We start from the raw sequence: 25,062 nt of genomic DNA, 5'->3' as shown, positions 1-25,062 counted from the left end.
CACTGGCGCGCAACACGAGAACCAGAAAGGTCCGTTCCGCATGATTTCCGCACTTCCCCGTCTCGCTCTGGGGCGCCTCCCGGCCCTGCTGCTGGGCACGATGCTGTCCGCGTCATTGCTTGCTCCGATGCCCGCGATGGCCCAGTCCGACGATGCCGCCCGCATCCGCAAGCTGGAGGCCGAGGTAAAGGCATTGCAGCGCAAGGTCTTCCCCGGCGCGGACGGCAAGTATTTCGAGCCCGAGATCACCGCGGCCCAGCCCGCCAGCCCCGCCGTCGCCGCGCCCGCCAGCGGCCCGGTGACGGACCTGCTGACCCGTATGGATTCGGTAGAGGCCGCGCTGGCGCAGATGACCGCGCAGGTAGAGGTGAACACCAACGCGCTGCGCTTGCTGAATGCCCGGCTTGAGGCATTCGAGACAGCGAACATGGTAACGATGACGCCGATGCCGGTCGAACCCAACGGCGGGATCGGCAATGGCGCGACCCCGCCGCCGAAGCAGTTGCCGCCCGCATCGAACACGCCTGCGCCGACCGCACCGGCTGCAACCGGCATCGAAAAGCCCGTGACCGGCGACGCGGGCGACGACGAATACGTCTATGGCTTCCGCCTGTGGGAAGCGGGCCAGTACGGCCCCGCGCGCACGCAGTTGCAGAAAATGCTCAAGGCCTATCCCAGCCACAGCCGCGCGTCCTATGCGCAGAACCTGTTGGGCCGGGCGTACCTGGACGACAACAAACCGCGCGAGGCGGCAGAGGCGTTCCTCAAGAACTATCTCGACAATCGCGGCGGCGCGCGGGCGCCGGACAGTCTTGTCTATCTGTCGATCGCCACTCTGCGGCTGGGCAACAAGGCCAAGGCTTGCGAGGCGTTGGAGGAATTCCGGCTGGTCTACCCGTCTGAGGCTTCGGGGCGGCTTGCCTCGTTGTCGAGCGACACCGCCAGCAAGGCTGGTTGCAAGTAAGACCGACATGGGGGCAAAAAGGGGGGCACGACGCGGGGCATGAACCTTCCGGTCTATTTCATTCAGGAATGCCGGCGGCTGGGACTGGGTGAGGGGCAGCCGCTGGGGCTGGCCGTTTCGGGCGGTCCCGATAGTCTTGCCCTGCTGGTCATCGCGCAACAGGCGATGCCCAACGACATCCGCGTCGCCACCGTCGATCACGGGCTTCGGCCAGAGGCGGCGGACGAAGCGGCGATGGTCGCGGCGGCCTGCGCCGATCTGGGCGTGCCGCACGAAACGCTGACGATCCGGCTGGAAGAAGGCGGCAACGTGCAGGCCCGCGCGCGCGAGGCTCGCTATGGCGCACTGGGCGACTGGGCCGCGCATCAGGGGCTTCGCTTCGTGGCCACCGCGCATCATGCCGACGATCTGGCCGAGACATTGCTGATGCGGCTGAACCGCGGGGCGGGGTTGCGCGGATTGGCTGCGATGCGCGACCGTTCGCCTATGCCCGGCCGACAAGGGGTGGCGCTAATCCGGCCCCTGCTCAAATGGCCGCGATCCGAACTGGTCATGACGGTGGAGCGCAACGGCCTGACCCCGGCGATGGACCCCTCGAACGAAGACCCCGCCTACGACCGCGCCCGCGTCCGCGCTGGTCTGGCCGGGGCGGAATGGCTCGACCCGATGCGCATCGCCGCCAGCGCGCTGCATCTGCGCGATGCGGCGGACGTGCTGGAATTCGCCGCGCGGCACGAATACGCGGCGCAAATCACGACCAGCGAGGATGGCGGCCAGCTGGCCTATCTTCCCGCAGGTCCGCGCGCGGTGCGGTTCCGCGTGCTCGAAGAGATTATTGCGCGGTTCGCGACCGAAGGTCAGGCACGCGGCGACGAACTGGCGCGGCTGCTCGAATCGCTCGAATCGGGGCAAAAGGCGACGCTGGCGGGGGTGGCCTGCACCCCCCGCGCGGGGTCGTGGCATTTCACCCATGCCCCGCCCCGAAACGGCGACGGCGGCGAATAAGCGCGAAATCGGACGAATTGCGGGGTCGCAACCGACTTTCGTTTGCTTGCCATTCACCATGTGTCGCCTACATTGGCCTATAACCTGTTTTGAGCGGGTGAAAGGACACCGACCGCACCGATGAACGACAACGACGAGAAGCCGAACGGCAATCCGTGGCTGAAGAGCCTGATGATCTGGGGCGGGATATTCCTTGGCCTCCTGCTCGTCGTATCGATGTTCGGCGACCGAGCGGCCCCGGCCGGGGCGACCATCGCCTACTCCGATTTCCGAGAAAAGGTGGCCGAAGGCTCTGTCCGCGAAGTGCAGATCGCGCCCGACCGGATCACCGGCACGCTGAAGAACGATCAGACGTTCAGCACCGTGCCCGTCGGCGCGGACCCGGAACTGACCACGCTGCTGTCCGACAACGACGTTCGGTATGAGGGTAAAGAGGCAGAGCAGCCGAACATGCTGCTCTACATCCTTGCCCAGTCGCTGCCGTTCCTGCTGATCCTCGGCATCGCGTTCTTCGCCTTGCGTCAGGTGCAGAAGGGCGGCGGCGCGGGCGGCGCGATGGGTTTCGGCAAGTCCAAGGCCAAGATGCTGACCGAAAAGCAGGGCCGCGTGACGTTCGACGATGTCGCCGGCATCGACGAAGCGCGTGAGGAGCTGGAGGAAATCGTCGAGTTCCTGAAAGACCCGTCGCGGTTCTCGAAACTCGGTGGCCAGATCCCCAAGGGCGCGCTGCTGGTCGGTTCGCCCGGTACCGGCAAGACGCTGCTCGCCCGCGCCATCGCGGGTGAGGCGGGCGTGCCGTTCTTCACCATTTCCGGTTCCGACTTTGTCGAGATGTTCGTCGGCGTCGGCGCAAGCCGCGTGCGCGACATGTTCGAACAAGCCAAGAAGAACGCGCCGTGCATCGTCTTTATCGACGAAATCGACGCGGTCGGTCGCCATCGCGGTCACGGCCTTGGCAATTCTAACGACGAGCGCGAGCAGACGCTGAACCAGCTTCTGGTCGAGATGGACGGGTTCGAGGCGAACGAAGGCATCATCATCATCGCGGCGACGAACCGCCCCGACGTGCTGGACCCCGCGTTGCTGCGTCCGGGCCGTTTCGATCGTCAGGTCGTGGTGCCCGTGCCCGACATCGAAGGGCGCGAGAAGATCCTGTCGGTTCACATGAAGAAGGTGCCGCTGGCCCCTGACGTGAACGCCCGCACCATTGCGCGCGGCACGCCCGGCTTTTCCGGCGCGGATCTTGCCAACCTTGTGAACGAAGCGGCCCTGCTGGCCGCGCGCCGCAACAAGCGACTGGTCGCGATGCAGGAGTTCGAGGACGCGAAGGACAAGGTCATGATGGGTGCGGAACGCCGTTCCATGGTTATGACCGACGACGAAAAGAAGATGACCGCTTATCACGAGGCGGGGCATGCGCTCGTCTCGATCAACGAACCGGCGTCTGACCCGATCCACAAGGCGACGATCATCCCGCGCGGTCGCGCGCTGGGCATGGTGATGCGCCTGCCGGAACGCGATAATTACTCGTACCACCGTGACAAGATGCACGCGAACCTTGCGGTCGCGATGGGCGGACGCGTCGCGGAAGAGATCATCTTCGGCCATGACAAGGTGTCGAGCGGCGCGTCGGGCGACATCCAGTACGCGACCGACCTTGCCCGCAACATGGTCACCAAGTGGGGCATGTCGGACAAGCTTGGCCCGCTGCAGTACGAGCAGAGCCAGGAAGGCTATCTGGGCATGGGCCAGACCGCGCGGACGATGTCCGGCGAGGAGACCAACAAGCTGATCGATGCCGAGATCAAGCGTCTTGTCGAAGACGGTCTTGCCCGCGCGCAGGCGGTGCTGAAGGATCAGGAAGACAAGCTGCACCTGCTGGCCCAGGCCATGCTGGAGTATGAAACGTTGACCGGCGACGAGATCAACCAGCTGATGAAGGATGGCACCATCGACCGCCCGGACCAGCCCAAGGGCCCCAGCCGCCCGGCCAGCACCGGCAGTATCGGCGTGCCCAAGGCTGGGCGACGGTTCGGAGGCAATGGCCCCGAAGCACAGCCAGCCTAGACGACGGTTTGGCGGAGGCTCCGCGCCGCAGGGCGCGTGATGCCGATACTTTTCGGAACCGGGGCGCATCGCCGGGGGTTGCCATTGGGTAATCCCAGCGAGGTATCGACGATGCGCAAGACCCTGACCGCCCTTTCCGCCAGCCTGATCGCCTTGGGCCTGTCCGCCTGTTCGGAGCAGACCGAACAGGATGCATCCGAAATGGTCGACCGCGCCGCCGCAGATGCCGCCGACAATGCTGAGGTTGTAGAAAACGAGGTGCGCGAAGCCACCATCGATGTGGCCGACAAGGTCAGCGCCGAACTGAAGCAGGACGAACAGACCGATCCCGATCAGGGCGACGGCGCGCTGGACGGCACCGACTGACCCGTCAGGTGACGATGATCTCCGGGTAGAGGTCGTCGACCGCGATGCACTGGTTGGCGGGGTCTGCGACCTTGGCGCCAAGTTCTGTGCGCATGTCGGCCAGCGCTTCCGATCCGATCAGGATGTCCTCTTTCAACAATTCGTGGCTCAGCACCCCGCCCCCGCCATCACCTTTGCCATCGCGGCGCAGCGCATAGAGCGGTGCGTCCATCTTCGCCAAACGGACCAAGGCGTTCCAATCCAACCGCAGGCTCGCCTCTTGCGGGCCGTCCTGGCCCACGACGATCGGGTGCTGCCACCCCTCTTGACCTGCCGCCTGCGCCAGAACGACCGGGCCGGTCCCGTAATGCGCGCCAAAATGAATCGCCGCGGTGGTTTCGGCATCCAGCGTGCGGGCATTGCCGTCGCCCGAGTAGGCCACCACGCCGACCCCATTGTCGTTCGACGGGCTGCGCCATGACCAAAGCGCCAAAAGCATCCTGCCATCCTGCGCCACATCGGCAGACCCGCTGACATGACCGCCAAGCGCCGATGCCTGACATTGCCAACCGGGCGTGGGCTGGTGCGGCGTGGTGATGCAGGCGGAAAGGAGCATGGGCGCAAGCACGGCAAGCGGGCCGAGATTCTTCAATTCGCGGTTCCTCTCAGCAGGTCGATCCTGGCCGAAACGGTAACGCGCATTCCCGTGCGCGCAACATCAAAGGTCTATCGACCCGGCACCGGCAAGACGATTGCGCCCCAACGAAAAAAGGCGGCCCCGCAGGACCGCCCTCATTCGTTCTCAGCGTCGGACCGAGGCTGTGATCAGCCCTCGTAGTCTCCGCCGATCGATGTGCTGCGCGTCGGCGCGGCGGCGGTAAGGCGAAGAGCCTCTGCCGAGCGGGACAGCGAGCCGATTTCATCGATCTCGTCATCGTCGTCCACGGCGACCTTCTGCAGGTTCTGAACCAGCGTTTCCTTCAGGTTTTTCGGGGCGACGGTCTCTTCCGCGATCTCGCGCAGGGCGACGACCGGGTTCTTGTCACGATCGCGATCGACGGTCAGTTCGGCACCGGCGGAAATCTCGCGTGCACGCTGGGCGGCCAGCAGGACGAGATCGAAACGGTTCGGGACCTTGTCGACGCAATCTTCAACGGTAACGCGCGCCATGGGGCACCTCTACAAATTCTGCAAATGCGGGAAAGCGCCGCGAATAGGCATAGGCTAAGCCAGAGTCAAGGATTGCGGCGCGCGGCAACCTGCCCCACATCCATTTGCGATGCCCGATGCAACCGCTCTTGAGCCAGCCGAAATGGACGCGCCCTCCTATGCGGACCCGCCGCCGTTCACCGCCAGCGCGCAGGGGCAGAGCCTGACGTTCTATCCCGCCGGGCAGGATCGGCTGGATGCGTTGTTGGACCTGATCGGATCGGCGACCGAGACGCTGAACCTGTGTTTCTACATCTTTGCCGAGGATACGACGTCGCAGCAGGTGCGCGACGCGCTGATCGCGGCTGCGCGGCGGGGCGTGACGGTGAAGCTGGTCGTGGACGGGTTCGGCGCGGCGGCGAGCGATGAATTCCTTGCCCCGCTGCTGAAGGCCGGGGGGCGTTACTGGCGATTCTCCGCCAACTGGTCGCAGCGGTACCTGATCCGCAACCATCAAAAGATGGTCATCGTCGATGGTCAGCGCGCGATGATCGGCGGTTTCAACATCGAGGACAGCTATTTCGCCCCGCCGCAGCGCAACGGGTGGAACGACCTTGGCCTGATCGTCGAGGGATCGGTGGTCGACCAGTTGCAGGCGTGGTTCGCAAAGATGGAGGAGTGGGTTGCGAACCCCAAGGCCCGCTGGCGCGCGATCCGGCGCATCGTGCGCGAATGGGACGGGGGTGGCGGGCCGGTGCGCCTGCTGGTGGGCGGGCCGACGCGCGGGCTTTCCAGCTGGGCGCGTTGTGTGTCGCAGGACCTGATCGAGGGCGATCGGCTGGACATGATGATGGCCTATTTCAGCCCGCCCAAGCGACTGGTGCGCCGCATCGCACGGATCGCGTCCAAGGGCCAGACCCGGCTGCTGATGGCGGGCAAGAGCGACAACGGAGCGACCATCGGCGCGGCGCGGGCGCTGTACCGTCCTATGTTGAAAACGGGTGCGCGCATCTGGGAATTTGTGCCGTGCAAGCTGCACACGAAGCTGATCGTGCTGGACGACCGGGTCTATGTGGGCAGCGCGAATTTCGACATGCGCAGCCTCTATATCAATCTCGAACTGATGCTGATGATCGAGGATGCGGCGTTGGCGGACCAGATGCGCGGGTTCATTGCGCAGCATCTCGATGCCTCGCTGGAGGTTACGCCCGAGGTGCACAAAAAGCGCGCGACGGTGTGGAATCGCGTGCGCTGGCGGCTATCGTGGTTCCTTGTCGGCGTCCTTGATTACACGGTCAGTCGGCGGGCCAACCTCGGCCTCTGACGGAACATTGTGCGGATGCGAAGCGTTGGTCCGCCATGAAGATACTAGGACAACTGCTTGCCGCAACCGCCGTCGCTTCGATGGGACTGGCCGCTGCGTGCAAGTCTGAAGAAACCCTGCCAGACAGCCCCGCCGCTACAGAAACCACCGCGACGCCAGGCCCCAATGCCGGCACGCCCGCACCGGATTCCGGTGAAACCGGCGTTCCCGATGGTGAACCGATCGACAGCGGCACCATCGGCGGCGACGGATCGGAACTGCGGGTCGCGACGTTGACGGCAGCCCAGATTTCGAGCGCGGACTTGCAGGGTGAACTGTCGTGCTCGTTCATCCGCAGCGATGAGCGCGCGCCCCTGCTGCTGGCCAGCGGCAACGTCGGATCGGATGATCGCGCGCTGGGCGTTGTCGGCTATGCCGGCGGTGTAGAGCGGATCATGAGCACCGAGGACGGCGGTTTCGATGCGATCGTCGACGGCGGGCGTTTCGCGACCAAAGGCCTGACCATAGACGTGCGTCGCGGCAAGGCGCCGATGCCGGGCGCGACCGGCGAATCGCCGCCCTATCCCGCCGCTATGCGCCTGATGCGTGCCGACGGGGCGGAAAGGTCGTTCAATGGCACATGGAACTGCGGCCCCTAAAATAGAAACCGATCAGTCATACTCGTAGTTGTAGTCACCCTCGGCAAGGTCCGAGAACTTGGTGATGCGCGATTCGAAGCGCATCCGCACGCGGCCTGTCGAACCGTGGCGCTGTTTGGCGACGATCAGTTCGGCAAGGCCGGTCACCTGCTCCATCTTGGCGCGCCACGCTTCCCACTTTTCGTGGACGTCGGCGGGGTCGTTCTCGTCGGGGAACTTCGGCTCTACCGCCTTCACGTAGTAATCCTCGCGATAGACGAAGAGCACGATATCCGCGTCCTGCTCGATCGACCCCGATTCGCGCAGGTCCGACAGCATCGGCTTTTTATCTTCGCGCTGTTCCACCGCACGCGACAACTGGGACAGCGCCAGCACCGGTACGTCCAGTTCCTTGGCCAGCGTCTTCAACCCGCGCGAAATTTCCGAAATCTCGTTCACGCGGTTGTCGTTGGCGCGGCCCGACCCTTGCAGCAGTTGCAGATAGTCGACCACGATGAACCCGATGTTGTGCCGCCGCTTCAACCGACGGGCACGCGCCCGCAGGGCCGCGATGGAAAGCGCGGGGGTGTCGTCGATATAGAGCGGCAGTTCGGCCAGTTCCTGCGACGCGCGCGACAGCGACTGGAAATCCTCACGGCTGATCTTGCCGGTACGCAGGTTCTCCGAAGAGATGCCAGAGTTCTCCGCAAGGATACGCGTGGCCAGCTGGTCGGCGCTCATTTCCAGCGAAAAGAACGCGGTCGCCGCACCGACCGATTCGTCTTCCGGGATACCGTCGAGCAGGTCGCGCCGCAGCCGGTCGGCGGCGTTGAACGCGAAGTTGGTGGCAAGCGAGGTCTTGCCCATGCCCGGACGTCCGGCAAGGATCAGCAAGTCGGAATTCTTGAGGCCGCCCAGTTTCTGGTTCACCGACGACAGGCCGGTGGTAACGCCCGCAACATGACCGCCCGAATTCAGCGCCTGTTCGATGAGCTTGATCGAGGTGCGTGTCGCCTGCGCAAAGCTCTGCGTCTCGGTGCCGGTCGTCGTCCCCTCAGCCACCCTGTACAGCGCCGATTCCGCGTGCTCGATCTGCTGCATCGGGTCGACCGCGTCGGACGTGTCCATCGCATCAGTGACCAGCTGGCGGCCCACGCTGACCAACTGGCGCAGCAGGGCGAGGTCGTAAATCTGTTCGGCCAGTTCGCGCGGCGCGATCAGGCCCTGCGCATCGGCGGTCAGCCGGGCGAGATAGTTGATCCCGCCAAGGTCCTTCATCGCCTCGTCCGTTTCGAAATACGGCTTCAAGGTTACCGGCGTGACCACCGCCTTGCGATCGATCAGCGTCAGGATCTTTTCATAGATGCGCGCGTGAAGCGGCTCGAAGAAATGATCGGGGACGAGGTGCGTGTTCAGTTCTTCGATCACGCGATTGTCGATCAGCGCCGCGCCCAGAAAGGCGGCCTCCGCCTCTACGTTGGCGGGAAGCTGGCGGCCGTCGGAATCGTTGGCGGCGCTGAGCGGAATCGGATCGGCAACTGGCATGGGGCAGCGTAATGCGCGCGACGCGGGCGGCTATCAAGAAGCGAATTTTTCCACACCCTGTGGGCAGCGTGGACTATCCGCGCGAGACGAGGAAAACCGCGTGTTCCGCCGTCAGGTTGGCAAACCGCTGGCGCGATGCCTTGCCGCCCGTAAAGAACCACGCGCGTTCCGCCGTAATGCCGCGTTCGGCCAGCAGAGCGCGGAAATCGGCGATGGTCAGGTGGTGGATGTTGGGCGTTTCGTACCAAGCCACCGGGATCAGCCGCGTCACCGGCATCCGCCCGCCGGTCAGCAACGACGCCCGCACCCGCCAATGCGCAAAGTTCGGAAATGACACGAACCCGCGCGGCGCGATGCGCAACAGGTTTTCCAGGATCAGGTCGGGCCGCCGCGTCGTCTGCAACGTCTGCGACAGGATCGCGTAATCAACCGACTTGTCGGGGTAATAGACAAGGTCGGTATCGGCATCGCCCTGCATCACGGAAAGCCCGCGCCCGACGCAATGCGCGACATTCGCCGCGTCCAGCTCCAGCCCGCGCGCATCGCAGCCTTTCTCGGTAAGCGCCGCCAGCAAGTCGCCATTGCCGCAGCCGATGTCGAGCACGCGCGCGCCCGGCTCGACATGGTCGGCGATGACGGCAAGGTCGGGGCGCAGCGCGCCCTTGGCGTGCGGGCTCATTGCAGGAACCCTTTCACCACCTGGTCCAGTTCTGGCACGTCGAGCAGGAACGAGTCGTGCCCATAGGGGGCCGACAGTTCGACGAAGCTGACCGGCAGCCCCGACGCGTTCAGCGCATGCGCGATGGTGCGCGATTCACTGGTGGGGTAGAGCCAGTCGGTATCGAAGCTGACGAGGCAGAACCGCGCCTTCGTGCCCGCAAAGGCATCGGCCAGCTTGCCGCCATGTTCCTCGGCCAGATCGAAATAGTCCATCGCGCGCGTGATATAGAGGTACGAGTTCGCATCGAACCGGTCGGTGAACGCCAGCCCCTGATAGCGCAGGTACGATTCGACCTGGAAATCGGCGTCGAATCCGAACGTCTTCGCATCCCGATCCTGCAACCGCCGCCCGAACTTCTCGGTCAGGCCCTGTTCCGACAGGTAGGTGATGTGCGCGGCCATGCGCGCGACGGCGAGGCCGGACTCCGGCCCTACTTTACGCGGGTCGCCTACATCGTCGGCATAATAGTCGCCGCCGTTCCACGCCGGGTCGGCCATGATCGCCTGTCGCCCGACTTCGTGGAACGCGATGTTCTGCGCCGAATGCCGCGCGGTGCTGGCGATGACGAGCGCGGCGTTCAGCCGCTCGCCGAAATTCGCGGCCCAGCTGAGCACCTGCATCCCGCCCATCGATCCGCCGACAACGGCGTGCAGCGTTTCGATCCCCAGCGCATCGACCAGCGCGACCTGCGCGCGGACCATGTCGCGGATGGTGATGACGGGGAAGCGCATGGCATAAGCCTTGCCGTCCTCTGCCGCGCTGGCCGGACCGGACGATCCCATGCACGATCCTATGACGTTGGCGCAGATCACGAAGAAACGGTCGGTGTCGATCGGCAATCCGGGGCCGACCATGCGGATCCACCACCCCGGCTTGCCGGTGATAGGGTGCGGGCTGGCGACGTGCTGATCGCCGGTCAGCGCGTGGCAGATCAGGATGGCGTTCGACCGTTCCGCGTTCAGCGTGCCGTATGTTTCGTACGCGACTTCAACGTCCGCAAGGCTGCGTCCGCTGTCCAGAGGCAGCGGTTCGGCCAGTTTCAGCACGGGGCCAGCGGCGGGATTGGGGGCGGGTGCAGCCATGGGGCGCCGGGATTGGGACGAAGCGTCGCCGCTGTCAACGCGATCCTTGCATGCGCCTGGTCGCAGATCGGCCACTGGTTGCAAAAGTTACTGTTGATCTTGCCCGCCCGGGAACTAGAGCGCCGGGGATGACCGCCAGCCCGCAAGATCGTCGCCCGCAGCCGAAGCCGTGGATCGAGGCTATTCATGCCTATGTGCCCGGACGCTCTAGCGGGGCGGATGGCAAGCCCGTGATCAAACTCTCTGCGAACGAGAACCCGCTGGGCACCAGCGCGCTGGCCCTGTCGGCGCGGCGCGATGCCGGGCGGCCCTGCGATTACCCGAACCCTGACAGCACCGATCTGCGTGCTGCCTTGGCCAATGCGCACGGCCTGGATGCCGCGCGCATCGTTTGCGGCACGGGTAGCGACGAATTGCTGAACCTTGCCGCGCAGGGCTTTGCCGGGCCGGGGGACGAGGTGATCTACGTCCGCTACGGCTTTGCCGTGTACGACATCGCCGCCCGCCGCTGCGGCGCAACGCCGGTGGTTGCGCCGGACAAGGATTATGGCACCGACGTCGACGCGCTGCTGGCCTGTGTGACCGACAGGACGCGGGTGGTCTTCGTCGCCAATCCGAACAACCCGACCGGCAGCTATATCCCGGCCAGCGAACTGGCGCGGTTGCACGCGGGACTTCCCTCGGACGTGCTGCTGGTGGTCGATCAGGCCTATGGCGAGTACCTGACGGCGGAAGAGGACGACGGCGGCTTCGCGCTGGCCGCCGCGCATGACAACGTGCTCGTGACGCGGACGTTTTCGAAGATCTTTGGCCTTGCGGGCGACCGCATCGGTTGGGCGACCGGCGCGCCGCACCTGATCGATATCCTCAATCGCATCCGCGGACCGTTCAACGTCGGACTGGTCGGACAGGCTGGCGCGGTCGCCGCTTTGCGCGACACCGATTTCGTGCGCTCCAGCCGAGAGCATAACTCCGCCGAACGCACGCGCTTCGTCGCGGCGATGGAGAGCCTTGGCAACCACGGTATCCGCCCGTTGCCGAGTAAGGCGAACTTCGTGCTGGTGCTGTTTGAGGGCGCGTTGCAGGCGGAAACGGTGTTCGGTGCGCTGCTGGAGGCGGGCTACGCGGTGCGGCACCTGCCGGGGCAGGGGTTGCCGCATGGATTGCGCATCACCATCGGCACCGCCGCGCAGATGGACGCGGTGACCGCCGTGATCCAGCGTTTGGCGGAGCAATCGGCATGAGCGAGGCGCCCTTTCCCAATGTCGCGGTCATCGGTCTGGGCCTGATCGGCGGGTCGATCGGCCTTGCGGTACAGGAATACATGCCCGGCGCGCGCGTCACCGGCTGGGACGCCGATGCCGATGTACGCTGTGTGGCGGGCGAACGCGGTCTGGCCCATGCCGTGCCGGAAGAGCTGGCCGATGCAGTCGCCGATGCCGACCTGATCGTCCTTTGCGTCCCGGTCCGCGCGATGGAAAGCGCCGCCGCCGCGCTGGCGGGCAAGATCAAGCCGACTTGCGTGATCAGCGATGTCGGGTCGTGCAAGCAATCGGTTGCCGAAGCCATTGCCCGTGCCCTGCCGGGCCAGCCCGTCGTGCCCGCGCACCCCGTGGCCGGGACCGAGCATTCGGGGCCGGAGGCCGGGTTCGCCACGCTGTTCCAGAATCGCTGGTGCATCCTGACACCCGGCAAGGACAGCGATCCGCAGGCGGTAGAGCGGGTCAGCGCGTTCTGGGCCAATATCGGCGCGACAGTCGATACGATGGCGCCCGATCACCACGATCTCGTCCTCGCCGTTACCAGCCATGTACCGCACCTTATCGCCTATACCATCGTGGGCACGGCCTCCGATCTGGAGGAAGTGACGCGGGGCGAGGTCATCAAGTATTCGGCAGGCGGTTTCCGCGATTTCACCCGCATCGCCTCCAGCGATCCGACGATGTGGCGCGACGTCTTCCTGTCGAACAAACAGGCGGTGCTGGAAATCCTGCAACGCCTTTCCGAAGACCTGTCGGCCATGCAGCGCGCGATCCGCCGCGACGATGGCGACGCGCTGTTCGATCACTTCACGAAAACCCGCGCGATCCGCCGTTCGATCATCGAGGAAGGTCAGGACGATGCGCGGCCCGACTTCGGCCGGTCCGATCATTCTTCGGTTGGAGATGGAGCGGCGAACGAGGGCGGCTCAGGTCTCTGACGCGGGGTTCAGCGCGTTGATCGCGCGCAGCACGCGGTCTTCCAGTTCGGCGCGGGGAAGGCCCGGCGGGATTGCTTCGCCCACCAGATAGCGGATCGTGCCCGGCCGCTTCGGGCTCTGCCCATAAGTCAGCCCGCTATCGACCGCGACGGGGACCAGTGGTAGGCCGGTCGTCTTGTAGATGCCATAAAGCCCGCTTTGCAGCTTGCCCGCCTCTCCATGCGGAACCCGTGTGCCTTCGGGGAACAGGATGAAGTCGCGCCCTGCCGACTTGGCCGATCTTGCCTGCCGCGCCATCGCGCGCAGCGTCTTCGCGCCGCTTTCGCGGTCCACCCCGATTACCCCGTAATGCGCGGCGGCGCGGCCCCATAGCGGGATGTGCATCAGCTCCATCTTGGCAAAGGGCACGACCGGGCCGTTCAGGAACGTCGGTGCGTCGATGGCTTCGAAAAAGCTCTCATGCTTGGTGGCATAGAGCGCGGGACCGGCGGGGCGGGGCGCGCCATCGATCACCACGCGGATGCCCAGAATGCGCCGCACGCAGAACCGGTGCCACGCCGACCATGTGCGCGCGACCCACTTCATCGCGCCGACCGGAAGGAAAAGCGCAGGCAGGGTCAGCAGCAACAGCCAGAAGCTGCCGCCGTAGAACGCGATCCCGAACAGGGCAGTGCGCAGGGCCATCAGCATCGCGGGTCAGAAACCGATCCAACGGGCCAGCCAGCCGAACAGGAACTTGTGATATTCCAGGAACAGCATCGCCAGCGAGGGTTCGCTCTTCACCGCATCGCGCACGATCTTCGTATCGGGATCGATCTGCGTGCCCAGTTCGAACGCGGCGCGGCGCATGTGCCAGTCACTGGTGACAAGGCGTATCGACGCCATCTTGCCTTCTGCCACCCAAGCCGCCGTTTCCGACGCGTTGCTGCGCGTGTCGACCGCGTCGTAGCCCAGCGTGATGCAGCACTCCATCCGATCCATCGGGATGTCGTATTCGGCGGCCAGTTCTGCCGGTTTGACTTCCGGGTCGACGCCCGACACCAGCATCCGGCCCGACCATCCTTCGCCCAGCGCTTGAAGCCCCCGTTCGATCCGCCCGCCCGCGCCGGTCAGCACGACGATGCCGTCGGTTTGCGTCGCGTCCGCCGGGCGCGGCAGGAATGCGGCGAACCATACGAAGCCGAGCAGCCATATCAGCAGCAGGAAAGAGAAGATCCGGCGAAACATCCCGTCTGATCTAGGGCGCGCTTCGTCCGCCCGCAACGGCGTTGCGATGCGCTGTCCGCATGTCGGCGCGATGGTTCACGGCATCCGGCGCAAAGTGGCCAGCACGGTAAGCCGCGCGGTCACCGCCGCCAGCCCTACGCCCGCCACCGGGATCAGCACCAGCGCGGCCCAGTCGGTCCAGCCCAATCCCGCCGCCGTATTGCCGGGGCCCAGGGCCGCAAACCGGCCGGCCAGCGTAAAGATCGCCAGTTCCGCCACCGCGAACCCCGCCGCGCCCCCCGCCGCCGCGCTGACGGCAGCGGCGCGTTGGAACAGGCGCGCGACCTGCATGTCGTGCGCGCCCAGCAGGTGCATGATCTCTATCGTATCGTGATTGGCGGCCAGCGCGCTGCGGCTGGCCAGCAGGACCGCTGCCGTCGTTGCAATCACCAGCAGGCCGACCAGCGCGATGGCCAGCCATTGCAGCGCGTCGATGGCCTCTGCCAGTGGCCCCAGCCAGTCCATGTCGGCGCTGACGCTGGCATCGGGTGCGGCCTTGGCCAGCGCGGTTTCGATGTGGGTGAGGGCGGCCTGATCCGCGGGCGCTGCAAGGCGTATCTCGATCAGTTCGGGCAGAACCAGGATGTCCTCGTCCTCACCCAGCGCCTCATCGCCCAGCCACGGGCGGAGCAATTCCGACCGTTCGTCTTCCGATAAACGCCGCACCTCGCGCACGCTTGCTTGCGCTGTCAGCGCGGCCACAGCAGCGCGCGCCTGCCGGTCCGCCTCTTCCGCCGCCGGGCCCGCGATCTGCACGGTCACGCCGCCCGACAGGTCCGAGGCCGCCGTTCGCGCCACGCTGCCCAGAGCCATGCCGCCCGCCGCCGCCACGACGGTCAGCGCCGTCATGATCGCGATCACCCATGGCACCGGCCCGGCCACCGCCTTCTGGCTGATCAGCGGCGCGCTGGGTGGCGGCGGAAAGAAACGGTGGCGTATCCAGCCCAGTCCCTTGCCGATTGCCGCCAGCGGCCCGCGCCGCTCGACCATCATCGCCCGCCCTCACGTCCCGGGCGGTCCTGAGGCGGATTGCGCAAAAGGCCGGTGGGATCGTCCAGCCGCCCTTTTTCCAACCGCATGACGGTCGCATTGGGCAGCCGCCGCATCAGCAGCGTATCGTGCGTAGCCAGCACCACGGTCGTGCCCAGCCGGTTCATCGCCGAAAACAGGTTCAGCAATCGCACCGCCATCTGCGGATCGACATTGCCGGTCGGTTCGTCCGCGACCAGCAGTTCGGGCCGGGTTATCACCGCGCGGGCGATGGCGATGCGCTGTTGCTCTCCGCCCGACAGCGTATGCGGCCGGTTGTCGCGCGCACGGCTGAGGCCGACCCACTCTATCATGTCGGTCACCGGTCCATCGATTTCGTCTTCTGCCACGCCCGCCAGTCTCAGCGGCAGGGCGACATTGTCGTAGACCGTCAGATGGGGAACGAGGCGGAAGTCCTGAAACACCACGCCGATGCGGCGGCGCAGTTCGGGGCGTTCCTCGCGGTTCAATGTCACCGCGTCCTTGCCGAACATCGCGATGGCCCCGCGCGACGGGCGCTGCGCGAGATAGAGCAGTTTGAGCAGTGTCGTCTTGCCCGCGCCAGACGGGCCGGTCAGGAAATAGAACTGCGACGGGCGCAGAGTGAAGCTGACATCGGACAACACCTCTCGCCCCACGCCATAGCGCAGGCCCACGTTCTCGAACTTGACGATCGGCTCTACCGCGCTGCCAAACTGCGGGGCGGCCAGGTCGAGGGTGGATGGATCGCTTCTCAAGATGGCCTTCGGTTCTGCCGGTACGGATCGGACTTGCCGCGCAAGACGGCGCGCCGGACCCGCGCACAGTGCTTGTAGCGCTCGTCATATCGGCTTTTCCAGTCCGTTGATGTGGATAAAGCACGGTTCAGCGCCCCGACTTGGCCCCTGACTCTTGCCCCCGAATTAACCGCGATGTTTAGTTACGCCATGCAAATAGCCTGCCCTGCTTGCCAGACGCGCTACTCGGTTCCGGACGGGGCGATCGGCCCGGAAGGCAGAACGGTGCGCTGCGCCAAGTGCCGCCACAGCTGGTTCGAAGGCCCGAACGGCCCAATGCCGGAGGGGGCGGGTGAGCCTGCTCCCGCACCGGTGCCGCCCGCGCCCGTCCCGCAAGCGCCAACGACCGGCGGCTGGAACGACCCCGCGCCCGAACCTGTTGCAGAGCCCGCAGTGACGACGACGGTTGATCCAACCGCGACCGAACCCGACTTTGCCGGGGCCGCCGCCGTGCCCGAAGGCATGGGGCCGGCCAGCGGCGGCGATTACGGATCGTCGGTCGGGGCCGATGCGGGCGATCCCTTCGCCGCCAGCGCCCAGCCGAGTGATGACTGGCCCGCTGCGCCCGAGCTGGTCGAAACTGCCGTTACCAGCACCATCCCCGCCGCCCCTGTAGCGCCCCAATCCCCCGCGCCGACGCCGGCGGAGCCAGCGGCCCCGGTGGCAGAGCCTGTCGCCGAGGAAGAGGACTATCCAGAGCAAGAGGTCTGGGAAGAGCCTGCTCCGCGCAAGTCGCGCATGCGGTTGATCCTGATCGTCCTCGTCGTCTTGATCGCCGTGGCCGCCGCCGCCTTTGCCGCCGTGCGCTATTACGGCGCGCCTGGGTGGTTGCCGGTTGGCCAGATGGCCTTCGCCCCGCCGTCAAAGGATCTGGAACTCGACTTCCCCGCCGACAAGCAGGACCGCCGGACGCTGCCCAACGGCCTGCAGTACTTCGCCGTCAGCGGCACCGTCACCAACGTCGGCACCGGCCCGCGCCATGTGCCAGACGTTCAGGTCGTGCTGCGCGATGCGCAGGAACGCATCGTCTATACGTGGGAGCTGGAGCCGCCCAAGCGCGAGCTGGACCCCGGTGAGACGCTGTCCATCAACGAGGCGGTCACCGATGTCCCCGCCTCTGCCCGCGTGGTAGAGATCGGCTGGAAGGCCGGCTGAACCGCCCGAAATGGGCCGGTGAATTTTCCGCCGTAAAGTCGGTTGCACACCCCATTGCGCGCTGCTAATGGCACGCGCCTACCAAGGGGCGGCCCGGTCCGATTGCGCGACCAGCAACCGTCTCTTCACTGCAGGTGCGGTCGTGGCGGAATTGGTAGACGCGCAACGTTGAGGTCGTTGTGGGCGAAAGCCCGTGGAAGTTCGAGTCTTCTCGACCGCACCAGTCAGGTTCTTCGAAAAATCTGAAACATCCCCGATCAGGGCGATCGCCCCGCGTCCTTAAAGCGCGTTCATGATCGAATGTTCGTGATCGCTCTCGCCGCTGGCGCAGACGCCCAGCACGCGCGCCTCTTCGCAACCGTCGGCGACGACATAGGCGTGGCCCATGTCCGAATCGATGTAGATACCCTCGCCCTGATGCACGGTGACGGGATCGTAGAATTCGGTGTGCACGACGATCGTGCCTTCCAGAACGTGGACGTATTCCTCGCCCGGATGGCGGACGAGCTGGCCGAATTCCTTGACCGTCTTGGCGCGGATCGTGGTCAGGATCGGGATCATGCGTTTGCGGCGCAGTTCCGGGCACATATAGTGATAGTCGTAGTTGTCGGTCGTCACACGCACCGCGCGATCCACGGTGCCAAGGCTTCGCCGCGCGGTGAAGACGCGCTCTTCCTCACGCTCTTCGGGTTCGGCGAACAGTTCGGATACGCGTATGCCCAGCTTCTGGCTGACTTGCAGGAGCTTGTCATAGGTCAGCGTCAGGCGGTCGTGCTCTACTTTCGATAGCGTGGAGACCGGAATGCCGGTTTCCGCGCTCATCTGTTTCAGCGTCCAGCCGTTGCGATCTCGCAGTCGTCTCAACAACTTACCCAGTGTAGGGTGATCGTCGGTCGATACTACTTTTGCGCCTTGGTCCTCAGGATCAGGTTTCCGCATTTGACAATTCTCTAATTAGGATAATTATGTCCTGATCGGGATCAAGTTCTATGAAGGCACGTTAGCGGCGAACCCTCTCGTTAGCAACCGTGCCGAAATGGGGAACGACATGCGGACGACCAAGACGATATTGCCGGCGGTTCTGGCCTTTGTGGCCCTTCTTTTCGCGGTGGGAACGGGGATCAGGGCGCAGGACGCCGTGCAGGATCAGCCTGAACCTGCCACCGCGACTCAGGCGGCGAGCACGCCCGCGGATGGAGACGGCTCGCTCGATGCGGCGACCGGCGCTGTGCCGTTGGTCAAGGACGATGTCGATGCGTGGCTTGACGGGTTCATGCCCTATGCCTTGCAGAAGGGCGATGTGGCCGGTGCGGTCGTCGTCGTGGTCAAGGGTGGCGAGGTCGTGACCCAGCGCGGCTTTGGCTATGCCGACATGGACGAGCGCACGCCGGTCGATCCGGACCTGACGCTGTTCCGCCCCGGTTCGGTGTCGAAGCTGGTGACATGGACCGCCGTGATGCAGATGGTTGAGCAGGGGAAGGTCGACCTCGACGCCGACATCAACCAGTATCTCGATTTCAGGATTCCCGATCGCAATGGCGAGCCGGTGACGATGCGTCAGGTGATGACGCATACCGCCGGTTTCGAAGAGCAGGTCAAGAACCTGATCGGGTTCGAGCGTGAAGCTGTGCCGGCCTATGACGTGATTCTGAAGCGCTGGGTGCCGGAACGCATCTTCGACGCAGGGACCACGCCCGCCTATTCGAACTATGCCACGTCGTTGGCGGGTTATGTCGTCGAACGCGTGTCGGGCGAGCCGTTCGACGATTATGTCGAGACGCATATCTTTCAGCCGCTGGGCATGAACAATTCGACGTTCCGCCAGCCGCTACCCGACAACCTGAAGCCGCATATGGCAACCGGTTATTCCGAGGCGTCGAAAGAGCCGGTGCCGTTCAACATTGTAGGTCCCGCCCCGGCTGGTTCGATGTCGTCAACAGGGGCCGATATGGGCCGGTTCATGACCGCGCACCTGAACGGTGGCGAGCTGAACGGGCAGCGTATCCTTAAAGCGGAAACCGCGCGCGAGATGCATACGACCGCGCTCGACCTCGGCATGCCGCTCGACAGGATGTTGCTGGGCTTTTTCGAGACCAACATCAACGGTCGCACCGTGATCGCGCACCTTGGCGATCTCGATGGTTTCCACACCTCGCTGCACCTTTTTCTCGATGACGATACGGGGCTTTACGCATCCTTCAACAGCGACGGAGAAGAAGGCGCGGTCGGCGCGCTGCGCATCGCCCTGTTCGAGGAATTCGCCGACCGCTATTTCCCTGGCGAAACCAGTGAAAGCCGTGTCGATCCGAAACTGGCTGCCGAACACGCGCAGATGATGGCGGGCAACTGGGTGGCTTCGCGCCGCGCGGATTCGACCTTCCTCAACATCACGCAGCTGATCGGCCAGACCACGGTTGCCGCCGGTCCCGATGGAGAAATCATCCTGCCGCCCAAGTTCGGCCTGAGCGGTCGCAACACCAAGTGGGTCGAAGTCGAACCCTTCGTCTGGCAGGACCTCAACAGCCATCAGCGCATGGCTGCCGTGGTGAAGGACGGCAAGGTCGTCCGCTTCAGCCTTTCGATCATGTCCGCCTTTACGGTGTTCGAACGCGCGCCGTGGTACAAGGATGCGTCGCTGCTGATGCCGCTGCTCTATGCCAGCCTTGCGATCCTGTTCCTGACCGCGATCCTGTGGCCGGTTCGGGCACTGGTCCGGCGTCATTACAAGACGGAACTGCCGCTGACGGGACGTGAACGGCTGGGTTATCGCCTGTCGCGCATCGGGGCATGGGCCATCGTGCTGGTCCTGATCGGCTGGGCAGTTGCCATAACCTTGATGTTTGACGACCTCAGCAATCTCGGCGGCGGCTTCGACATGGTCGTGCTGGCGTTGCAGGTGCTCAGCTTCGTCGCATTCCTTGGCGGTACGGCAGTCTTCGCATGGTATCTGTGGCAGGTTTGGACCGGCGGCCGTCGCTGGACGGCAAAGGTGTGGAGCGTGCTGCTCCTGCTGGCCGGACTGGTCGTGGTCTGGGTCGGCGCGGCCTTCCACCTGCTCAGCATCGGGACCAACTACTGATGACGGACCTGACACTGACGGCGGAGCGCGAGACGCTCCGCCTGGCGGCGCCGTTCCGGATTTCCGGGCACGTCTTCGAAACCTGCGACGTGGTTGTCGTCACACTGTGTGACGGCACCCACACCGGACGGGGCGAAGGGGGTGGCGTCTATTACCTGAACGACGATGCTGACAACATGCTGGCCGCGATCGAGGCTGCGCGCCCCGCCATCGAAGCGGGCGTGACCCGGGCCGAGTTGCAGGACCTTATGCCCGCGGGCGGCGGTCGCAACGCGGTCGATTGCGCGCTGTGGGACCTGAACGCCAAGCAGGCCGGCGTCCCCGTGTGGCAACTGGCCGGTATCGCACCGCCCCAGGCGAAAGTGACCACTTTCACGCTGGGTGCGGACGATCCCGAGGTGATGGCCAAGGGCGCGCTGGCCTATGCCGATGCGCGGGCGATCAAGGTCAAGCTGACCGGCGACCTTTCGCTCGATCTGGAACGTGTGCGCCACATCCGCGCGGCGCGGCCCGATGTCTGGCTGGGTGTCGATGCCAATCAGGGCTTTGCCATCGACGAACTGGACGCGCTGGTCGCGGGGCTGGTCGAATGCGACGTGGCCTTGCTGGAACAGCCGCTGGCGCGTGGGCGCGAAAGCGATCTTGACGGGTACGACAGTGCCATCCCCATCGCCGCCGACGAAAGCGCGTTGACCAGCGCCGACATCGCCGGATTGGCGGGGCGCTTCTCGGTCTTCAACATCAAGCTCGACAAGTGCGGCGGGCTGACAGAAGCGCTGAAGATCGCGCGCGAATGTCGTGAGGCGGGATTGGGCGTGATGGTTGGCAACATGGTCGGCACCAGCCTTGCGATGGCTCCCGGCTTCGTGGTGGCGCAGTTTTGCGACATCGTCGACCTCGACGGGCCGACTTTCCTTGCACAGGACCGCACGCCAAGCATGACCTATTCCGATGGTCTCGTCTCCTGCGGGGTCGATGTCTGGGGCGGAGAGGAACTGCCCGCGTGAGCTTCGTGGCCGGACAGAAGGGGGAAGCGACCTGGTTCGGCCAGCCGCGCGGCCTGACCGTGCTGTTCCTCACCAACATGTGGGAGCAGTTTTCGTACTACGGCATGCGCGCGCTTCTCGTCTATTACATGAAGATGGAACTGCTGATCGAGCAGCGCATCTCCTCCTTCATCTACGGCACTTACACCGCATTCGCCTATTTCACGCCGATTTTCGGCGGGATCATTGCGGACCGATGGCTGGGCAAGCGGCGGGCGGTGATCCTTGGCGGCAGTATCATGGCCGCCGGGCACTTCATGATGACGTTCGAGCCGCTGTTTTACGTGGCGCTGGGCACCATCGCGCTGGGCAACGGGTTCTTCCTGCCCAGCCTGCCGAGCCAGATCAACGATCTCTATTCCGCAGAAGATCCGCGCCGCCCGTGGGCCTATAATATCTATTACGTCGGCATAAACATCGGCGGGTTCCTTGCGCCGCTGGTCTGCGGGACATTGGGCGAATTCTACGGCTGGCATTACGGCTTTGGTGCGGCGGGCATCGGGATGGGGATCGGCCTTGCGATCTACGTCTTCGGGGGGCGCTACCTTCCGGCGGAGGATCGCCGCGTTCTGCCCGAAGGCACTGCGGGCGGCGGCGGGTTCGACAAACCGACCGTCATGCTGCTGGGCGCGTTGCTGCTGGCTGTCACGGTATTCCGCAGCGCGTACGAGCAAGTCGGCAATACCGTCGCGCTTTGGGCCGATAGCGGGGTGGACCGCGTGGCGGGCGCGTTCGAAATTCCGATGACGTGGTTTCAGTCGCTGAACCCGATGCTGGTCATCATGATCACCCCGTTCCTTCTGGCGCATTGGCGGCGGCAGGCACTGGCAGGGACGGAGCGGACGCCGCTGCGCAAGATGTCGCTCGGCGCGCTGATCGTGGGCGCGGCCTATGTCATGCTGGCCATCGCCACGGTGATACAGGGCGACGGGCGGGCCAGCTGGCTGTGGCTGGTCGGCTTCTTCGCGATCTTCACTTTCGGAGAGCTTTATATCCTGCCCAACGGCCTTGGCGTTTTCGCGCGGCTCGCCCCGCAACGTCTGGGTGCGAGCACGGTGGCCAGCTGGTTTCTCGCCATTTTCACCGGCAGTCTTGCGGGCGGATTGGTGGGCAGCTTTTGGAGCGTGCTGCCAACGGGGCTCTACTTTCTCGTCCTCGCCGTGATCTGCGCGGTGGCCGCTCTGTTCCTGCGCATGCTCGACGCCCCGGCGCGGCAGGTCTTTGCCAGCCGGTTTGGTCATGAGGGACATACCGTGCCCGTGCAGGACACGAACAAAGAACAATGATTGACAATTCTCTGATCAGGATACTACCATCCTAAAAAGAGAAAAAGGGTCTCGGGAATCACTTGCCGCCCCCGCACAAACGAATGGGCGGTCCTGTAAAAGGAATGAGGGACATGCATTTCGATCGACTGCCGCTTCGAACCGTTCTCACCGCTGGCGCTGGCGCGCTGGCCCTTACCTTGCCGGGCATCGCCCATGCGCAAGACGATGAACAAGACCCCAACCAGATCATCGTGACCGCGACCAAGCGCAGCGTGGTCATTACCGAAATCCCGCAGTCGATCAGCGTGGTCGGCGAAGAGACGCTGGAACGGCAGCAGGCGAAAAGCTTCGCCGATTATGCCGAACTGGTGCCCAGCCTGACCATCACGCAGAGCAATCCCGGTGAAACCCGCATCATCCTGCGCGGCATCAACACCGGATCGGTCGGTTCCACCGTCGCGATCTATGTCGACGACACGCCGTTCGGCTCCAGCTCCAGCCTCGGCAACGCCGCTGTGCTGGCGGGCGATTTCGACACGTTCGATCTTGAGCGCGTAGAAGTGCTGCGCGGGCCGCAGGGCACGCTCTATGGCTCGAACGCGCTGGGCGGTGTCATCCGTTTCGTCACCACCGCGCCGAAACTGGGCACCTTCGAAGGCAAGGCGCAGGCGGGGATCGAGACCGTCGACGGCGGCGGCACCGGCTGGCTGGCCAACGCCGTACTCAACGTGCCGGTTGGCGAAAACGCCGCGATCCGCGCCAGCGGGTTCTATCGCAAGCAGGCAGGTTACATCGACGCCATCGGGCGTCCGTTTGAAAAGAACATCAACGACGCGGATATCTACGGCGGGCGCATCTCTGCCCTCTTCGAGCCGACCGAGGACTTCTCGGTCCGCCTGACCGCGATCGCCCAGAACATCCGCGCCGGTTCGCCCGGATCGTACGATGTCGACAGCCCGTCGCAGAATCCGATCACCGTCGATCCCACGACGGGCGACGATCTGGACGGCCTGTCTCGGGTGGAATTCTATCCCGAAAGCAACGATGTCGATTATCGGCTCTACAACGGCAAGCTCGACTATGACCTCGGCTTCGCGACGCTATCGTCGATTACCAGCTATGGCGAATTGTCGCAGACGCAGCTGACCGACAACACTGTTGCGCTTGGCCGCCTGGTTACCGCGATTTACCAATCTCCGGTCGATCTCGGTTTTTTCGTTCAGGCTCCACTTGATCAGACAAAATTCACTCAGGAATTGCGGGTGTCTTCGCCAGATTCCGAAACTTTCGAATGGCAATTCGGCGCCTATTACACAGATGAGAAAGTCGACCTGACACAGTACATCAGGACTTTCGAAGTCGACACGGCCGAACTCTTGAGCACTGATCTATCGTTTTTTGGTAATTTCGGAACACTGACTCTCGATTCCACATATGAGGAAATCGCCGGGTTCGCCGATGCCACCTTCCATATCACCCCCAGCTGGGAAGTCAGTGGTGGTATCCGTTACAGCCACAATAGCCAGAAAGTCGAGCAGACCCAGATCGGTGACCTTGTCGGGTTTCCAGAACTGGATGTCATCAACGGCAAGTCGAGCGAAAGTGTTTTCACCTGGTCGGCATCGACGCGCTACGAAATCAGCGACCTGACATCCATATACGCTCGTGTCGCCAAGGGGTACCGCCCTGGTGGGCCCAATGTTGTTCCATCGGGCGCAGAGGACGAAGCCCCGTTGCAGTATGGCGCCGATACATTGCTCAGCTATGAAATCGGCCTGCGTGCGGAGACCGCTGATCGTCGCTTTGCGATCGATGGCGCGGTATATTATCTCGACTGGAGCGACGTGCTGGTCTTAGGTGCATTCGAAACCGAGATCGGAACAGTTGGCGCGAACGACAATGGCGATGGCGCTCGTGTCTATGGTGCGGAAGCGACGGCGACGATCCGCCCTACCGCGGGCCTGACATTCATGCTGAACGCGGCCTATAACGATGCCGAGCTGACCGACGATACGCCGCCGGTCACGGGCGGGCTCGACGGCGATCCACTTCCGTTCACGCCGAAGTACGCGGTCACGGCCAGTGCGGATTACGAATGGTACATCGGTGCGGCGACGGCCTTCATCGGCGGTGATATTCGAATGATTAGCGACCAAGCCGCGAATTTCTCTCCGGCTTATCGTGCGACTTACGGCCAGATCCTTGAGGCCGACGGCTATGCCAAGGTCGACCTGCGCGCGGGTGTCGAATTTGACGCGTTCAGCATCACTGCCTTTGCCCGTAACGTGACCAATTCGCGCGGGTTGACCAATATCGGCAGCTTTGGCGAACGTGTCGGCACGCAACTGTCCGCTTCGCCGATCCAGCCCCGCACGCTGGGCGTGACGGCGGCGGTCAGCTTCTGACGGCGCGTAGGTAGAGGCC

The 25,062-nt window shown here is 64.5% G+C and carries 23 protein-coding genes and 1 tRNA gene; 14 read left to right on the top strand and 10 right to left on the bottom strand.

The window, feature by feature from the left end; all coding sequences use genetic code 11:
- The first annotated feature begins 40 nt into the window (after window positions 1-40).
- The 4 genes from AB433_RS14555 to AB433_RS14540 all read left to right on the top strand — a co-directional run bounded on the left by AB433_RS14555 (window position 41) and on the right by AB433_RS14540 (window position 4,402).
- The gene (locus AB433_RS14555; protein WP_047822010.1) at window positions 41-964 is read left to right on the top strand and encodes a tetratricopeptide repeat protein; all 924 of its coding nucleotides are present in this window, start codon (window positions 41-43) and stop codon (window positions 962-964) included.
- Between the two features lie 39 nt (window positions 965-1,003).
- The gene (gene tilS / locus AB433_RS14550) at window positions 1,004-1,969 is read left to right on the top strand and encodes a tRNA lysidine(34) synthetase TilS (protein ID WP_047822008.1); all 966 of its coding nucleotides are present in this window, start codon (window positions 1,004-1,006) and stop codon (window positions 1,967-1,969) included.
- 120 nt (window positions 1,970-2,089) lie between these two features.
- Entirely contained in the window at window positions 2,090-4,036 is a 1,947-nt protein-coding gene (ftsH, locus tag AB433_RS14545; RefSeq protein ID WP_047822006.1) for an ATP-dependent zinc metalloprotease FtsH, read from the top strand.
- Window positions 4,037-4,147: 111 nt separating this feature from the next.
- Entirely contained in the window at window positions 4,148-4,402 is a 255-nt protein-coding gene (locus AB433_RS14540) for a hypothetical protein (protein ID WP_047822004.1), read from the top strand.
- A gap of 4 nt (window positions 4,403-4,406) precedes the next feature.
- Here AB433_RS14540 and AB433_RS14535 read toward each other — a convergent pair whose 3' ends face one another.
- Both AB433_RS14535 and rpoZ read right to left on the bottom strand, forming a co-directional pair.
- Entirely contained in the window at window positions 4,407-4,997 is a 591-nt protein-coding gene (locus AB433_RS14535) for a hypothetical protein (RefSeq protein ID WP_156170840.1), read from the bottom strand.
- Between the two features lie 209 nt (window positions 4,998-5,206).
- Entirely contained in the window at window positions 5,207-5,551 is a 345-nt protein-coding gene (rpoZ, locus tag AB433_RS14530) for a DNA-directed RNA polymerase subunit omega (protein ID WP_047822000.1), read from the bottom strand.
- A 109-nt stretch (window positions 5,552-5,660) separates the two neighbouring features.
- Here rpoZ and AB433_RS14525 point away from each other — a divergent pair, with 109 nt between their 5' ends.
- A complete protein-coding gene (locus AB433_RS14525) occupies window positions 5,661-6,854 on the top strand; it encodes a phospholipase D-like domain-containing protein (protein ID WP_047821998.1) in 1,194 nt (397 codons plus the stop codon).
- Between the two features lie 35 nt (window positions 6,855-6,889).
- Entirely contained in the window at window positions 6,890-7,492 is a 603-nt protein-coding gene (locus AB433_RS14520; RefSeq protein ID WP_047821997.1) for a hypothetical protein, read from the top strand.
- A 12-nt stretch (window positions 7,493-7,504) separates the two neighbouring features.
- Here the strand turns inward: AB433_RS14520 and AB433_RS14515 are convergent, their stop codons facing one another.
- From AB433_RS14515 to metX, 3 genes are all read right to left on the bottom strand, one after another.
- Entirely contained in the window at window positions 7,505-9,016 is a 1,512-nt protein-coding gene (locus AB433_RS14515; RefSeq protein ID WP_047821994.1) for a replicative DNA helicase, read from the bottom strand.
- Window positions 9,017-9,089: 73 nt separating this feature from the next.
- Window positions 9,090-9,695, bottom strand: a complete 606-nt coding sequence (gene metW, locus AB433_RS14510; protein ID WP_047821992.1) for a methionine biosynthesis protein MetW — start codon at window positions 9,693-9,695, stop codon at window positions 9,090-9,092.
- Complete coding sequence (gene metX, locus AB433_RS14505; protein WP_047821991.1) at window positions 9,692-10,819, bottom strand: homoserine O-acetyltransferase MetX; 1,128 nt, start codon at window positions 10,817-10,819, stop codon at window positions 9,692-9,694. Before metX ends, metW begins: the two co-directional genes overlap by 4 nt.
- Window positions 10,820-10,947: 128 nt before the next feature.
- Here metX and hisC point away from each other — a divergent pair, with 128 nt between their 5' ends.
- Together hisC and AB433_RS14495 are read left to right on the top strand one after the other, a co-directional pair.
- Window positions 10,948-12,063 carry a histidinol-phosphate transaminase gene (gene hisC, locus AB433_RS14500; protein WP_047821989.1) on the top strand — a complete coding sequence of 372 codons (1,116 nt, stop codon included), beginning with the start codon at window positions 10,948-10,950 and terminating at the stop codon, window positions 12,061-12,063.
- On the top strand, window positions 12,060-13,019 hold the full coding sequence (locus AB433_RS14495) for a prephenate/arogenate dehydrogenase family protein (protein WP_047821987.1): 960 nt from the start codon (window positions 12,060-12,062) through the stop codon (window positions 13,017-13,019). The genes hisC and AB433_RS14495 overlap by 4 nt, the downstream gene beginning before the upstream one ends.
- Here AB433_RS14495 and AB433_RS14490 read toward each other — a convergent pair.
- From AB433_RS14490 to ftsE, 4 genes are all read right to left on the bottom strand, one after another.
- Complete coding sequence (locus AB433_RS14490; RefSeq protein WP_245626677.1) at window positions 13,008-13,703, bottom strand: lysophospholipid acyltransferase family protein; 696 nt, start codon at window positions 13,701-13,703, stop codon at window positions 13,008-13,010. The two genes, AB433_RS14495 and AB433_RS14490, sit on opposite strands and share 12 nt — an antisense overlap.
- A gap of 12 nt (window positions 13,704-13,715) precedes the next feature.
- Window positions 13,716-14,246, bottom strand: a complete 531-nt coding sequence (locus AB433_RS14485; RefSeq protein WP_047821981.1) for a YdcF family protein — start codon at window positions 14,244-14,246, stop codon at window positions 13,716-13,718.
- A gap of 75 nt (window positions 14,247-14,321) precedes the next feature.
- Complete coding sequence (locus AB433_RS14480) at window positions 14,322-15,275, bottom strand: cell division protein FtsX (protein WP_245626676.1); 954 nt, start codon at window positions 15,273-15,275, stop codon at window positions 14,322-14,324.
- Complete coding sequence (gene ftsE / locus AB433_RS14475) at window positions 15,275-15,988, bottom strand: cell division ATP-binding protein FtsE (protein ID WP_047824197.1); 714 nt, start codon at window positions 15,986-15,988, stop codon at window positions 15,275-15,277. Before ftsE ends, AB433_RS14480 begins: the two co-directional genes overlap by 1 nt.
- Window positions 15,989-16,240: 252 nt before the next feature.
- Between ftsE and AB433_RS14470 the strand changes: the two genes are divergently transcribed.
- Both AB433_RS14470 and AB433_RS14465 read left to right on the top strand, forming a co-directional pair.
- Window positions 16,241-17,245, top strand: a complete 1,005-nt coding sequence (locus AB433_RS14470; protein WP_047821980.1) for a zinc-ribbon domain-containing protein — start codon at window positions 16,241-16,243, stop codon at window positions 17,243-17,245.
- A gap of 136 nt (window positions 17,246-17,381) precedes the next feature.
- Window positions 17,382-17,468 (top strand) — tRNA-Leu (locus AB433_RS14465).
- Between the two features lie 56 nt (window positions 17,469-17,524).
- Here the strand turns inward: AB433_RS14465 and AB433_RS14460 are convergent.
- Window positions 17,525-18,184 (bottom strand): helix-turn-helix domain-containing protein, encoded by a 660-nt coding sequence (locus AB433_RS14460; protein ID WP_047821978.1) that lies wholly within the window; start codon window positions 18,182-18,184, stop codon window positions 17,525-17,527.
- 109 nt (window positions 18,185-18,293) lie between these two features.
- Here AB433_RS14460 and AB433_RS14455 point away from each other — a divergent pair, with 109 nt between their 5' ends.
- From AB433_RS14455 to AB433_RS14440, 4 genes are all read left to right on the top strand, one after another.
- A complete protein-coding gene (locus AB433_RS14455; protein ID WP_047824195.1) occupies window positions 18,294-20,324 on the top strand; it encodes a serine hydrolase domain-containing protein in 2,031 nt (676 codons plus the stop codon).
- Complete coding sequence (locus AB433_RS14450; RefSeq protein WP_047821976.1) at window positions 20,324-21,331, top strand: dipeptide epimerase; 1,008 nt, start codon at window positions 20,324-20,326, stop codon at window positions 21,329-21,331. Before AB433_RS14455 ends, AB433_RS14450 begins: the two co-directional genes overlap by 1 nt.
- Window positions 21,328-22,656 carry a peptide MFS transporter gene (locus tag AB433_RS14445; RefSeq protein ID WP_047821974.1) on the top strand — a complete coding sequence of 443 codons (1,329 nt, stop codon included), beginning with the start codon at window positions 21,328-21,330 and terminating at the stop codon, window positions 22,654-22,656. Before AB433_RS14450 ends, AB433_RS14445 begins: the two co-directional genes overlap by 4 nt.
- A gap of 113 nt (window positions 22,657-22,769) precedes the next feature.
- Window positions 22,770-25,043 (top strand): TonB-dependent receptor, encoded by a 2,274-nt coding sequence (locus AB433_RS14440; protein WP_047821972.1) that lies wholly within the window; start codon window positions 22,770-22,772, stop codon window positions 25,041-25,043.
- Window positions 25,044-25,062 lie beyond the last annotated feature (19 nt).

The organism is Croceicoccus naphthovorans (assembly GCF_001028705.1).
GTDB classification, from domain to species: domain Bacteria; phylum Pseudomonadota; class Alphaproteobacteria; order Sphingomonadales; family Sphingomonadaceae; genus Croceicoccus; species Croceicoccus naphthovorans.
The sequence above is the reverse complement of the archived record's forward strand: the minus strand, read 5'-3'. Positions and strand labels throughout refer to the sequence as shown.